13 protein-coding genes are annotated in these 13,388 nt (G+C 72.9%); 7 read left to right on the top strand and 6 right to left on the bottom strand.

Annotated elements, in window-relative coordinates; all coding sequences use genetic code 11:
* Nucleotides 1-56 precede the first annotated feature (56 nt).
* The 5 genes from ACFT55_RS13815 to ACFT55_RS13835 form a co-directional block, all read right to left on the bottom strand.
* A complete protein-coding gene (locus tag ACFT55_RS13815; protein ID WP_380244409.1) occupies nt 57-1,214 on the bottom strand; it encodes a hypothetical protein in 1,158 nt (385 codons plus the stop codon).
* A gap of 213 nt (nt 1,215-1,427) precedes the next feature.
* Nucleotides 1,428-2,759 carry an aminotransferase gene (locus ACFT55_RS13820; protein WP_380244410.1) on the bottom strand — a complete coding sequence of 444 codons (1,332 nt, stop codon included), beginning with the start codon at nt 2,757-2,759 and terminating at the stop codon, nt 1,428-1,430.
* Nucleotides 2,760-2,870: 111 nt separating this feature from the next.
* Nucleotides 2,871-3,389, bottom strand: coding sequence for an SRPBCC family protein (locus tag ACFT55_RS13825; RefSeq protein WP_380244411.1), 519 nt, complete (start codon nt 3,387-3,389; stop codon nt 2,871-2,873).
* Nucleotides 3,386-4,258 (bottom strand): hypothetical protein, encoded by an 873-nt coding sequence (locus tag ACFT55_RS13830; protein ID WP_380244412.1) that lies wholly within the window; start codon nt 4,256-4,258, stop codon nt 3,386-3,388. Before ACFT55_RS13830 ends, ACFT55_RS13825 begins: the two co-directional genes overlap by 4 nt.
* On the bottom strand, nt 4,255-4,758 hold the full coding sequence (locus tag ACFT55_RS13835; RefSeq protein ID WP_380244413.1) for an OsmC family protein: 504 nt from the start codon (nt 4,756-4,758) through the stop codon (nt 4,255-4,257). Before ACFT55_RS13835 ends, ACFT55_RS13830 begins: the two co-directional genes overlap by 4 nt.
* A 198-nt stretch (nt 4,759-4,956) precedes the next feature.
* Between ACFT55_RS13835 and ACFT55_RS13840 the strand changes: the two genes are divergently transcribed.
* Together ACFT55_RS13840 and ACFT55_RS13845 are read left to right on the top strand one after the other, a co-directional pair.
* Nucleotides 4,957-5,709 carry an SDR family oxidoreductase gene (locus ACFT55_RS13840; RefSeq protein WP_380244414.1) on the top strand — a complete coding sequence of 251 codons (753 nt, stop codon included), beginning with the start codon at nt 4,957-4,959 and terminating at the stop codon, nt 5,707-5,709.
* Between the two features lie 50 nt (nt 5,710-5,759).
* Nucleotides 5,760-6,677, top strand: coding sequence for an RNA polymerase sigma-70 factor (locus ACFT55_RS13845; protein WP_380244415.1), 918 nt, complete (start codon nt 5,760-5,762; stop codon nt 6,675-6,677).
* A gap of 17 nt (nt 6,678-6,694) precedes the next feature.
* Here ACFT55_RS13845 and ACFT55_RS13850 read toward each other — a convergent pair whose 3' ends face one another.
* Nucleotides 6,695-8,047 (bottom strand): NAD(P)/FAD-dependent oxidoreductase, encoded by a 1,353-nt coding sequence (locus ACFT55_RS13850; RefSeq protein ID WP_380244416.1) that lies wholly within the window; start codon nt 8,045-8,047, stop codon nt 6,695-6,697.
* A gap of 206 nt (nt 8,048-8,253) precedes the next feature.
* Here ACFT55_RS13850 and ACFT55_RS13855 point away from each other — a divergent pair, with 206 nt between their 5' ends.
* The 5 genes from ACFT55_RS13855 (at nt 8,254) to ACFT55_RS13875 (ending at nt 13,326) form a co-directional block, all read left to right on the top strand.
* Nucleotides 8,254-9,057 (top strand): thymidylate synthase, encoded by an 804-nt coding sequence (locus ACFT55_RS13855; RefSeq protein ID WP_380244417.1) that lies wholly within the window; start codon nt 8,254-8,256, stop codon nt 9,055-9,057.
* A 7-nt stretch (nt 9,058-9,064) separates the two neighbouring features.
* Nucleotides 9,065-9,583 (top strand): dihydrofolate reductase, encoded by a 519-nt coding sequence (locus ACFT55_RS13860; protein WP_380244418.1) that lies wholly within the window; start codon nt 9,065-9,067, stop codon nt 9,581-9,583.
* A gap of 559 nt (nt 9,584-10,142) precedes the next feature.
* Entirely contained in the window at nt 10,143-11,123 is a 981-nt protein-coding gene (locus ACFT55_RS13865) for an ABC transporter permease (RefSeq protein ID WP_380244419.1), read from the top strand.
* Entirely contained in the window at nt 11,123-11,794 is a 672-nt protein-coding gene (locus ACFT55_RS13870) for a YesL family protein (protein ID WP_380244420.1), read from the top strand. The genes ACFT55_RS13865 and ACFT55_RS13870 overlap by 1 nt, the downstream gene beginning before the upstream one ends.
* A 17-nt stretch (nt 11,795-11,811) precedes the next feature.
* A complete protein-coding gene (locus ACFT55_RS13875) occupies nt 11,812-13,326 on the top strand; it encodes an extracellular solute-binding protein (RefSeq protein WP_380244421.1) in 1,515 nt (504 codons plus the stop codon).
* Nucleotides 13,327-13,388 lie beyond the last annotated feature (62 nt).

The following is a 13,388-nucleotide window of genomic DNA, read 5'->3' on the forward strand; positions in this document are numbered from 1 at the left end:
GCTCTGACGCGTCAGAGCGTGCACAACCGCCTGTTCGGCTGTCGGCGGCGGGCGGGTCAGGAGGCCGGCGTCGGGGTCGGGGTGCTCGCGCCGTCCTGGGCGGAGCCGCCCGACGACGTGCCGCCCGACGACGAGCCGGTGCCCGTGCCGGTGCCGGGTTCGGCGTCGGACGTGCCCGAGCCGGTGCCCGTGTCCGCTCCGCTGCCGGTGTCGGTCCCGTCCCCGGTGTCGCTCCCGCCGCCGGTGGTGCCGCCGCCGGTCGACCCGCCGGAGTCCGTGCCCCCGTCCGTGCCGTCCGTGCCGGTGTCGGTCCCGTCGTCGGTGCCGCCGCCCGTCGTGGGGTCGGTGCCGGAGTCGGTGCCGTCGCTGGGGTTGGTCGAGGGCTCGTCGGTCGGCGCGTCCGTGGAGCCGTCGGTGGTGGGCTCGTCGGTCGTGCCCGTCGTCGAGCCGCCGGTGCCCTGGTCGTCGTCGGGCACGTTCGCCGGGTCCTCGGCGGGGCTGCTCGGCGTCGGCTCGGGGGTAGAGCCCCCGGAGTCGGTGGTGGTGCGGCTGATGCTCGTGCCCGAGCCCTCCTGGCCACGGACCGCGTCGGACAGCGGCTTGCCGATCGCGAGCTCGATCACCAGCACCACGCCCATGACGACGACGAACAGCGCCGCCGCGGAGACCGCGAGCACCTTCTTGGTGCCGTGCTTCTCGACGAAGCGCAGCCACGCGTTGCGCGGCTCCTCGTCGTCCGGTGCGTCGTCCGGTGCGTCGGCAGCCCCGTCGCCCGGGGAGTCCTCGCCCGGGACGGCGTCGTCGAACGGGTCGTCGTCGGTGTCGCCGGGAGGGCCCACGGACAGCGCCGCGGTCGCCGCCGTGTCGCCCGACGTCGCGACGGCGGTGTCTGCCACGGTCACGACGGTGCCGTGCGCGGTCTCGGTGGTCCGCCGGGACTTGGACGCGAGCTGCGTGACGACGGGCTTGAGCTGCTCGTGCGTCTTCTCGATCGACCGCGTGTAGAGGAAGTTGCCGATGACGGTGACGACGCTCGCGAGGCCGGCGCCGATGATCGTCCCGGCGACGCCGAAGAACGACATGAGGACCGTGGCGCTCACCGCGGCCAGCGCGCTCGCCGCGACCTGCGTGAGCGACAGCCGGGCCTTGGGCGCCTCGGCGCGCGGCTCGTCGGCAGGAGCGCTCGGGGCGGGGGTGCGGGGGGAGGAGGTCACGAAGTGTCGGGTCCAGGGTCGGGGGCGTCGGTCGACACCCGCCGCACCCGCCGGCTCCAGGGCCGCGCGCCGCGGGCTCCGGCGTCTGCCGCGGGCGTCCCCAGCAGCCTAGGCCGGGCGTGTGCACGTCGCAGCGGCTCGTCGTGACCCCGTCCGTGAGGAACCGCGAAGATCCTGTGAGCCCCGCCCCCGTGGTGGCGCTCGCCACACATGTCAGGCGGCTGCAGCGGCCTCCGCGGCAGCGAGCAGCACGCAGGTCGCCACGCCGTCCATCGCGACGCGCACCTCGTCCAGCGGCGGCATCGACGGCGCGAGCCGGATGTTCCGGTCCTGCGGGTCGCGGCCGTACGGGAACGTGGCGCCTGCGGGGGTCAGGGCGATGCCCGCCTCCTTCGCGAGCTGCACGACGCGCGACGCGGTGCCCGGGACGACGTCGACCGACACGAAGTACCCGCCGTCGGGCCGCGTCCAGGTCGCGACGCCCGAGTCGCCCAGGCGCTCGTCGAGGATGTCGACGACGGCACGGAACTTCGGCGCGAGGATCTCGCGGTGCTTGCGCATGTGGGCCCGCACGCCCTCGGCGTCGCCGAAGAACATCGCGTGCCGCAGGTGGTTGACCTTGTCGGGGCCGATGGAGCGGATGCCGAGGTGCCGGGTGAACCACGCGACGTTGGCGGGCGAGGACGCGAAGAACGCGACCCCGGAGCCGGCGAAGGTGATCTTCGACGTCGACGCGTACATGAGGACGCGGTCCGGGTTGCCGGCCTCGGCGGCGAGGTCGATCGCGTTCGCCGACTTCGCCTCGTGCTCCGTGAGGTGGTGGACGGCGTACGCGTTGTCCCAGAAGATGCGGAAGTCGGGCGCCGCGGTCGGCATCGACACCAGGCGCCGGGCGACCGCCTCGGAGACGACGGAGCCGTCCGGGTTCGCATAGGTCGGCACCGCCCACAGGCCCTTGACGGTGGGGTCGTCGGCGACCAGGGCCGCCACCGCCTCGGCGTCCGGCCCGTCGGGGGTCATGGGCACGGTGACCATGCGGATCCCCAGCTCCTCGCAGATCGCGAAGTGCCGGTCGTAGCCCGGCACCGGGCACACGAAGGTGATCTGCTCCTCGCGCGACCACGGTCGCTCCGACCCGGGCACGCCGAACAGCAGGGCCTGCACCACGGTGTCGTACATCAGGGTGAGCGACGCGTTCCCCTGGGCGAGGAGCTGGTCCGTCGGCACGCCGAGCAGCTCGGCGAAGATGCGGCGCAGCTCGGGGAGGCCGGCGAGCCCGCCGTAGTTGCGGGTGTCCGCGCCGCCCTCGGCCGTGTGGTGCCCTGCGCCGGGCAGGTCCAGCAGCGGTTCGGCGAGGTCGAGCTGCTCGGCCGACGGCTTGCCGCGCGTGAGGTCGAGCTTCAGGCCGCGCGCCTGCAGGTCCGCGTACGCACGACGCAGGTCGTCGAGCCTGGCGGTCAGCTCGCTGGTCCGCCCGTGTGCGTGCGCAGGGGCCGGGGTGGGCGAGGTGGTGGACGACGGCGCGGAGGACGGCTCGGTGCTCACCCCACGGACTGTACCGGCCGACCGCGGGCGGGCGGCAGGGCGTTCCACAGGCCAGTCCGGTCCCGTCCGGGTCAGGCCGGGTCGGTCGGGGTCAGGCCGGGCGGGGCGGGGTCAGTCGCCCCGGCCCGGCGTGCGCCCGAGGACCCGGCCGAGCCGAGCCAGCGAGAGCTGCATGAAGCCGCGCAGGGCCAGGCCGACCAGCGGGTCGATGACCGCGCGGGGGAGGGGGCCGGCGAGGTACGCCTCCTCCCACCACACGACGCGGCACCGCTGCTCGTCCATCGGCACGACGTCGAACCCGGCGGTGCCGAGCAGGACCGGGCCGAGCTTGCGCATCCGCGTGCGGCCCACGCGCGCCGCGGACGTCGACGGACGGTCGAGCTGCTCCACGATCATGCGGTCCAGGACGACCAGGCGGCCGAGGCCGGAGCCCGGGTCGCGGCGCACGCCGGGACCGCTGGCCATCGTGTACCGGTCGCCGATCTCCGGGCCGGCTCCGGCGGGGCCGTCGAGCCGCGTGGCGACGATCCAGCGGGGGTGCGTGCGCAGGTCGGCCACCCAGGCGTAGGCGACCGACGCCTCGACTGGCACGACGCGCGCCACCTCGACGCGGTGGACCCGGCCAGTCACGAGGCGTCGTCCTTGCGTCGCCGGTGCGGCAGCCACCGGCTCGGCGACGTGCGGCGGCCGGACCCCTCGATCGCGCGCAGCCCGGGGACCTCGGCCCCGGGCGGGAGCGCCGCCTCCACGACACGCGGGAAGTGGTCGGGCGGAGGACCGAACGCGCGCCGTGACTGCCCGACCACGCCGTGCCCGAGCGCGCGGCCACCTGCGACGCCCACGACGACCCCGACGCCGAACGGCAGCAGCCGGCCGAGCGCGAGCGAACCCTGCTTGGCCACCTGCCGCCTGAGGAACTGGCGGGCGAGGGTGCGGTTGACCCGCTTGATCGTCGTCTGCGGCATGGACGTGAGCAGCACCTTGCCCCACGCGACGGTCGAGCCGCCGATCGCGCGCTCGACGTCGCGCGCGCCCCGGTCGCCGAGCACGGTGGCCAGGAGGAGGGCGCGGCGGCGGGGCACATCGTCGATCTCGATGCCGTGCACGTCGGCCACGGCCAGCGCGAACGCCGCGGAGGACGCGAAGAAGGTGGCGACGTCGCCCGTGGTGAGGGCCGTCGCCGCGGCCGTGCCCACGGTCGGGGCGGCCGCCGCCGCGCCGACCGCGCCGCCCGCGGTGGCCAGGAGGGTGAGGTACTCCTTCTCCAGGATGCGCACGATCCCGGCCGGGTCCGCCTCCGGGTTGCGCGCGCGCAGCCGGTCGACGTGCTTGTGGATCGCCGCGGACGGGATGGTCACCGCCTTGTCGAGGAGGGCGTCGAGCACCGGCGTCGACCGGTACTGGGCCCACTCCTCGCGGCGCGACGCCTCGTCGCCGGGCTCGACGACGTCGCCCCCGCGCTCCTCGTGCGGGACGACGCCCCCGCCCGTGCCGGTCATGATGCCGCTTCCGCCGCGTGGTCCGCCGGCGGCTCGAAGACGGCCGGGGGCACCAGGGCGCCCGCCTTGAGGGTGCGGCCCACGGTGCAGGCGCGGTCGATCGAGCGCTGCGCCAGCAGCAGCGTCTTGTTCCGCGCGGCCTCGTCGAGCCCCGAGAGGTCGATCTCGAAGCGCTCCGTCAGCACCGGGTAGCGGTCCTCCGCCATGTCCTTGGCGTCCTCGACGCGGATCACGGCCTCGTACGCGTCGCCGAGCACGCGGGCGAACTTCGTGTCGCTGCTCATGCCCGCGCACGCCGCGAGGGCGATCTTCAGGAGCTCGCCGGGCGTGAACACGGCGCCCGCCTCGACCGGTCCGACCTCGACCGTCGCACCCCGGGCCGAGAAGCCGCGGTACGTCCGGGTGCCGGTGCGCTCCACCCACAGCGGGTCGGTGGGCGACGGGGTCACGGGGGCCGCGTCGTCGGCGGCGATGTCGGGCGTGGTGCTCTGGTCCGTCATGAGGCGATCCTCCCACTGCAGGTCGATGCACGTCCGGGTGTCGCGAGGAGAACGTGCGCAGGTGCCCGCCGATTCCAGGAGGCCGGCGCGACGTGATCTGGGTCACGTCGGCGCCGCCGGTGTCACGGACCGCCCGCGCGCCCGGTCGAGAGGGTGTCGGGCGGCCACCGGGCCGCGCACCGCAGAGAGGACAGACGCATGAGGATCGTGGTCGTCGGTGGGACAGGTCTCATCGGGAAGCAGGTCATCGCACACCTCACCGGGGCGGGGCACGAGGCCGTCGCGGCCGCGCCGAGCACCGGCGTCGACACCGTGACCGGCAAGGGCGTCGACGCGGCGCTCGCCGGCGCGGACGTCGTCGTGGACGTGTCGAACTCGCCGTCGTTCGCCGACGAGGACGTGCTGCGCTTCTTCACGACGTCGACGCGCACGCTGCTCGACGCCGAGCGCAGGGCCGGCGTGCGGCACCACGTGGTGCTGTCGATCGTCGGCGCCGACCGGAACCCGGCCTCGGGCTACCTGCGCGCCAAGGTGGCGCAGGAGGAGCTGGTGCACGGCGGCGGCGTCCCGTGGTCGGTCGTGCGGGCCACGCAGTTCTTCGAGTTCGGGCCGCGCATCGCGGACGGCGCGACGGTCGACGGGGCCGTGCGCCTCCCGCCGGTGGCGTTCCAGCCCGTCGCCTCGGCGGACGTGGCACGGTTCGTCGCCGAGGCGGCCGCGGCGGAGCCGGGCGGTGGCACGGTCGACGTCGCCGGGCCGCAGCGGGTGCGCTTCGACGAGTTCATCCGCGGGGTGCTGGCCGCCGGCGGCGACGACCGCGAGGTGGTGGCCGACCCGGCCGCGCCGTACTTCGGCGCGGTGCTCGTGGAGGACTCGATCGTGCCGCAGGGCGAGGCCCGGATCGGGGCCGTGACCTGGGCGGACTTCGCCGCGGCCCGACCGGCCGCATGACCGGTGCCGCACCCCTCCCGCGCGGGTCGGGCCGGGCGTAGCGTGACCGCATGACGTCGCGCCCCACCGCGCCCGAGCGCCCCGGCACCCTCGACGAGACCGAGGGGGCCGGGGCGCTCGACGCGTTCCTCGCCGTCCGCCCGCAGCTGTTCGGCATCGCCTACCGCATGCTCGGCAGCGTGGCGGAGGCCGAGGACGTGGTGCAGGAGTCGTGGGTCCGCTGGCAGGGCACCGACCGTGACGCGGTGCGCAACCCGGCAGCGTTCCTCACCACGGTCACGACCCGGCTGGCGGTCAACGCGGCGACGTCGGCCCGCGCGCGGCGCGAGACGTACGTCGGGCCGTGGCTGCCCGAGCCCGTCGACACCTCCGACGACCCGGCGCTGGGTGCCGAGCGCGCCGAGGCGCTCGAGCTGGCCACGCTGCTCCTCATGGAACGCCTCACGCCGCTCGAACGCGCCGTCTACGTCCTGCGGGAGGCGTTCGGGTACCCCCACCGCCGGGTGGCCGAGATCCTCGACCTCTCCGAGGCGAACGCCCGCCAGCTCGCCCGCCGGGCCCGCGAGCGGCTCGGCACGCGTGAGGCCGTGCCCGTGGACCCTGGCGAGCACCGTCGCCTGCTCGACGAGTTCGTCGCCGCCGCGCACGAGGGCGACCTCGCTCGGTTCGAGCGCTACCTCGCGGACGACGTCGTCGCCCGCCCCGACGGCGGGGGCCGGGTGCACGCCGCGCGGGTCGAGCTCGTCGGGCTCGAGCGCGTGTCCCTCTTCTTCGACAACGTGTGGCGCAAGTACTGGAATGCCGGGCAGGTGCGCGCCGTCGAGGCCAACGGCCTGCCCGCGATCGTCGTCGACCGGGACGGCGCGCCGTTCGCGCTCGTGGCGCTCGACGTCGTCGGGGGCCGGGTCGAGCACGTGTACGTGCAGGTCAACCCGGACAAGCTGACGCACTACGCCGCCGCGGGCTAGCCCGCGGCGGCGTCCGGTCAGGCGACGGGGAGGCGCACGTCGTCGCGCGGGGTGGTCGCGGCGGTGAACGCTGCGCGCGGTGTCTGCACCGCCGAGAGCGAGACGACGTCGCGGCCGAACAAGCCGGCGGTGAGCCAGACCGCGAGGACCCGGACCTTGCGCTCCCAGGTGGGGATGGCGAGCACGTGGTACCCCCGGTGCATCAGCCAGGCGAGGCGGCCGCGCACCACGACCCGGCGGTACTGGAAGATCCCCGCACCCAGGCCGAGCGTCGCGATCACGCCCAGGCTGCCGTGCACGTAGGGCCGGGTGGGCCGACCGCGGAGCGACGCGACGAGGTTGCGCGCCAGGCGCCGCCCCTGCCGCACCGCGTGCTGCGCGTTCGGGACGGCGAGCGCCCCCGGGCGCGGCACCGCGAGGTCCGGCACCGCCGCGCCGTCGCCCGCGGCCCAGGCGTCCGGCACGGGCGCGACGTCCGTGCCGACCCGCAGGTCCGGCCGCACGACGACGTACCCGCGGGCGTCGACGGCGAGGTCGGTGTGAGTCGCGACCACGGGGTTCGCGGCGTTGCCCGCCGTCCACACCAGCAGGCCGGAGGCGAACGACTCGCCCGACGAGAGGGTGACGATGCCGCCCGTCGTCGACTCCAGCGCGGTACCGAGGTGCACGTGGGCGCCCCGCCGCTCGAGCTGCTCCACGACCCACCGGCCCGGGCGCTCGGTCACCTCCGGCAGGATCCGCCCGCTGCGCTCCACGAGATGGAAGCGGAGCTCCATGGCGTCGAGCTCCGGGTAGCGGGGGAGCAGGTCGTGCGCCAGCGACAGCAGCTCGGCGAACGCCTCGACCCCCGAGAACCCGCCGCCGACGAACGTCACGGTGAGGAGCCGGGCACGCTCCGGGCCCCGGGGCAGGCTCGCCGCCCGGTCGAACGACGTGAGCAGCCGGTCACGGACCGCGACGGCCTCCTCGACGTGCTTCATCCCGATGGCGTGCTCGGCCACGCCGGGCACGGGGAACACCCGGGTCACGGCGCCTGCCGTCACCACGACCGTGTCGTAGGGGAGGCGGTACGGGTCGCCCGTGGCCGGGCGCACGAGGACCTCGTGGGCCGCGTGGTCGATCCGCGCTACCGACCCGTCGACGAGCCGCGTGCGGCGCAGGTGGCTGCGGTGGGCCACCGCCGCGTGCCGGGCCTCGACCGAGCCGGCCACCACCTCCGGCAGGAAGGGCTGGTACGTCATGTACGGGCGCGGGTCGACCAGCGTCAGCCCGACGTCGCCGCGGCGCAGCTCGCGTCGCAGCCCCTTCTCCAGCTCCCGGGCCGCCGTGAAACCTGCATAGCCGCCACCGACGATCACGATGCGTCGCATCACTGCCTCCTGTGCTGCGCCCGTCGGGCGCTCTCACCACCTCGACCGCGCAGCGGGGCGGGACGTGACACCGGTGAGGTGTGACGTCGGAGACGCCCGACGTCCGCGCGGCAGTTCGGTACCACGTCGGCAGTTCGAACTGCCGACCTGACCCGGAACTGCCGCGCTGAACGGGCCGGACCGCTCCGGGGTCGTAGGGTTTCCGCATGGCCGCGATCCCCACCCCGTACGAGGACCTCCTGCGCGACGTGCTGGAGCACGGCACGCACAAGGAGGACCGGACCGGGACGGGCACGCGCAGCGTGTTCGGCCGGCAGCTGCGGTACGACCTGCAGCAGGGCTTCCCGCTGATCACCACCAAGCGCGTGCACCTGAAGTCCGTGGCGTACGAGCTGCTGTGGTTCCTGCGCGGCGACTCCAACGTGCGCTGGCTGCAGGAGCACGGCGTGACGATCTGGGACGAGTGGGCGTCGCCCGAGGGCGAGCTGGGCCCGGTGTACGGCGTGCAGTGGCGCTCGTGGCCGACCCCGGACGGGCAGCACGTGGACCAGATCGCGGGCGTCATCGACCAGATCAAGGTCAACCCGGACTCGCGCCGCCTCATCGTCAGCGCGTGGAACGTGGCCGAGCTCGCCGACATGGCGCTGCCGCCCTGCCACCTGCTGTTCCAGTTCTACGTGGCCGACGGGAAGCTGAGCTGCCAGCTCTACCAGCGCTCCGCGGACCTGTTCCTCGGGGTGCCGTTCAACATCGCGTCGTACGCGCTGCTGACGCACATGGTCGCCGCGCAGACCGGGCTCGAGGTGGGCGAGTTCGTCTGGACGGGCGGCGACTGCCACGTCTACGACAACCACACCGAGCAGGTGCGCACCCAGCTCGCCCGCGACCCGTACCCCTACCCCACGCTGAGCCTCGCGCCGCGCGACTCGATCCTCGACTACACGTTCGAGGACATCGAGGTGCACGACTACCAGCACCACCCGGGCATCAAGGCCCCGGTCGCCGTTTGACGCCGTCGTGATCGGACTGATCTGGGCCCAGGCGCGCGACAGCGCAGGCCGGCCCGTCATCGGCGCCTCCGGTGACATCCCGTGGCGCGTGCCCGAGGACTTCGCGCACTTCAAGGCGACCACCGCAGGGCACCCCGTGGTCATGGGCCGCCGCACCTGGGAGTCGCTGCCGCGCCGCCCGCTGCCCGGCCGCACCAACGTCGTCGTGACGCGGCAGCACGGCTGGTCGGACGACGGCGCCCTGGCCGCGCCCACGATCGACGCCGCACTGGCGCTCGCGGCCGCCGCTCCCGGCGGGGACGAGGTCTGGGTGATGGGCGGGGGCGAGATCTACGCCGCCACGCTGCCGGTCGCCGACCGGCTCGTCGTCACCGAGGTCGACCTCGGTGTCGAGGGCGACGCCTTCGCGCCCGTCGTCGACGCCACCTGGACCCTCGTCGCCGACGGCACCTGGGCGACGTCGTCCGGCCCGGGCACCCTGCGCCACCGCGTCCGCACCTACGCCCGCACCCGCACCGCGAGGTAGTGCCCACCCCACCGAGGTAGCACCAACCCCCGCGAGGTAGTTCGGATCGCGCTGATGTAGTTCGGGTCGCGCCGAGGTAGTTGGGGTCGCGCTGATGTAGTTCGGGTCGCGCTGAGGTAGTTGCTGCTCGGCCCGCGTGGCCTCGCCGTCGGACTATCTCGCGGTGGGTGGTGCTACCTCGCGAGGCCTGGTGCTACCTCGCGGGGCCTGGTGCTACCTCGCGGGGCCCGGTGCTACCTCGCGGGGTCTCGTGCTACCTCGCGGGGCCCCGTGCTACCTCGCGGTGTGTGGTGCTACCTCGCGGGGCCTGCTGCTACCTCGCGGGGTCTCGTGCTACCTCGCGGGAGGGCCTCCGAGCGGCGCGCAGGTGCGCTGCTGGAGGCCGGTCGATCACGATCTCGTCGCCAATCGTTGGAAGGCGCTTGCCGATCCCCGTACCCGTCCGGTACCGTCCGAGAAACCGGTTACCGGCGCGTTCCACCACGGAACGCGACCAGCTCGACGATGAGCAGAAGGGCACGCCGATGGTGGTTGTGACGAACGACGGGCGGACGGCGCGATGAGCGCCGTCACCGCCGCGAAGACGGCGACGCCGGATCCGGCGCCGGTGCGCGCCTCCGCGCCGTCGGGCCCGCGCCGCAAGCGGGCGTCGGCGCTGTGGAAGCACAAGGCCCTCTACCTCATGGCCGTGCCCGGGATCCTGTACTTCCTGGTGTTCAAGTACGCGCCCATGGGCGGGCTCGTCATCGCCTTCCAGGACTACATGCCGTTCCTCGGGATCGGCGGCAGCCCGTGGGTGGGGTTCGAGCACTTCGTGCGCTTCTTCACCGAGGACACGTTCCTGGTGCTGCTGCGCAACACCGTGGTGATCTCGCTCCTGCTCCTGGTGTTCTCGTTCCCGGTGCCGATCATCCTGGCGCTGCTGCTCAACGAGGTGCGCACCAAGGTCTTCCAGCGCAGCGTCCAGACGGTCATCTACCTGCCGCACTTCATGTCGTGGGTGATCGTCGCGTCGATCTTCTACGTGCTGCTCTCCACGGACGGCGGGGCGGTGAACAACCTCATCGTCGAGTGGGGCGGCCAGCCGGTCCCGTTCCTCACCGACCCGGACTGGCTGCGGCCGCTGTACGTCGGGCAGGAGATCTGGAAGGGCGCCGGCTGGGGAACGATCGTCTACCTGGCGGCGATGACGGCGGTCGACACGCAGCTCTACGAGGCCGCCGAGCTGGACGGTGCAGGCCGGATGCGCCAGACCTGGCACATCACGCTCCCGGCGATCCGCCCGACGATCATCGTGATGTTCATCCTCGCCATCGGCGACTTCCTGGAGCTCGGCTTCGAGCACATGTTCCTGGTGATGAACTCCCTGAACCGCTCGGTCGGCGAGATCTTCGACACCTACGTGTACACCACGGGCATCGAGAACGGTCAGCTCAGCTACGCGGCCGCCGTCGGGCTGTTCAAGGGTCTCGTCGGCCTGATCCTCGTGGTCATGGCGAACCGGCTCGCGAAGCGGTTCGGCGAAGAAGGCGTCTACTGATGTTCTCCTTCGAGGGCTTCGTCCGGATCAACACGTTCCTGACCGGCGCCTACCGGTTCGCCTACCTCAACCTGCTCTGGGTCGCGACGACCGTCCTCGGGCTCGGGCTGTTCGGCGCCGGCCCCGCCTCCTACGCGCTCGCACGGTACGTCGACGGCTGGTTCCGGCACGGCAGGACCCCGCCCGTCACGCGCACGTTCGTCGACGGCGTCCGGGAGCAGCCGTGGCGCGCCATGATCGTCAGCTGGGTCCTGATGGGCGCCGGCGCGGTCATCGTCACCAACGTGTTCCGCGCCCCCAGCTGGACCGTGCAGGCGCTGAACGTCGTCGCCCTCGTGGTGCTCGCCGTCGCGGCCGCCTACGTCTACCCGGTGATGGTCGCGACCGACGCCGCGTCCGTGGGACGCCAGCTCGCCAGCGCCCTGCTGATCGGCTTCGGGTCGCTGCACTGGACGATCCTCGGCACCACCGCCGTCGGGCTGACCGGATGGCTGCTGTGGCAGTTCGCGTCGCCGCTGCTCGTCCTGTTCGGGGTGGGGATCCCGGCCTGCGCCGTCGGCGTCGTCACCCGCATCGTCTTCCTTCCCCTGACGCAGGGCCCGGACCAGCCGGGTACCGCCGCGTCCGACCGCAGTTCCATCCACGCACCTGCGACGGAGCAGGTGGCATGAGACGAAGGAGTCACACCATGAGGAGAGGCATGCTCGTGCGGGGCGCGGCGACGGCGGCAGTGGCCGCGCTCGCCCTCGCCGCCTGCGGCAACGGCGGTTCCGGCCAGGAGGCCGAGGCTGACGACGGACCCATCAGCTGGATGGCGATGCTCCACACGCCGACCACGCCGGAGAAGGACGGCGTCATCGAGTCGGCGCTGGAGGAGTACACCGGCCAGAAGTTCGACATGCAGTGGGTGCCGGACGCCTCCAAGGAGGAGAAGATCAACTCGGCGCTCGCCTCCGGCAAGCTCGCCGACATCGTGTCCCTCACGGTCACGGACAGCACGCAGGTGCGCCAGGCGCTCGCCTCCGGCCAGTTCTGGGACGTCGACAAGTACCTCGCCGACTACCCGAACCTGTCGAAGATCGACCCCGAGACGCTCGAGGCGGCGAAGCTCGACGGCAAGCTCTACGGCGTGCCGTTCCAGAAGATCAAGGCACGCTACGGCGTCCTCGTCCGCCAGGACTGGCTGGACAACCTGGGCCTCGAGGTGCCCCACACCATCGAGGACCTCACCAAGGTCGCCGAGGCGTTCACCAACGACGACCCGGACGGCGACGGCAAGAAGGACACCACCGGCTTCATCGACCGCGAGGAGAGCTTCCTCGTCGGGTTCCGGTCGCTGACCGGATACTTCGGCGCCGGCGACAAGTTCGAGGTCACCGACGACGGCCAGGTCGTGCCCGCGTTCACGACCGAAGCCTTCAAGCAGGCGATGGAGTGGTACCGCGGCGTGTACGAGGAAGGCGCCGTCAACCAGGAGTTCGTCACCGTGCAGAAGACGAACCAGCAGGACGCGATCGCGCAGGGCAAGGGCGGCATCGTCGTCACCGGCCTGTTCGAGGCGAAGAACTACCAGGCCCTCGCCGAGAGCGCCGACCCGAAGACGCCCATGAAGTGGGCCCTCATCAACGACATGCGCACGGCCGACGTCGAGCACCGGATCCTCACCGACACCGGCGGCGGCATGGGCGGGTGGCTCGCCTTCCCGAAGACCGAGGTGAAGTCCGAGGCCGAGCTGAAGAAGGTCCTCACCTTCGTCGACAAGCTCATGGACGAGGACGCGTTCGCCCTCATGACCAACGGCGTCGAGGGCACGCACTACAAGATCGACGGCGACGGCGACGGCGTCGTCACGATCACGGACGAGACCGCCTGGGAGCAGGAGGTGCAGCCGTTCTCGTCGTCGCGCCCGTCGGAGAAGGTCGTGACGTACAAGAGCACCTCGCCGTACGTCGACGAGGCGAACGAGCTGATGGCCGAGAACGAGGACCACGTGGTCATCAACCCGGCGCAGTCGCTGTCCTCGGACACGTTCGACCGGCAGTGGTCGACGATCGAGCAGCAGGTCAACGACGCGTACAACCAGTACATCACCGGGCAGATCGAGATGTCCGACTACGACGCCGTGATCGAGGGCCTCCGCAGCCAGGGGCTCGACCAGATCATCGAGGAGTACTCGGCGGCGTACGCCAAGGTCAACGGCTGACCACCTCCCCGGAGCTGTGAGCGGGCGTCTGGCCCTGTCCGGGCCCCCGAACGGGGCCAGAC

This window comes from Isoptericola sp. NPDC057191 (assembly GCF_042670225.1).
Lineage (GTDB): Bacteria > Actinomycetota > Actinomycetes > Actinomycetales > Cellulomonadaceae > Isoptericola.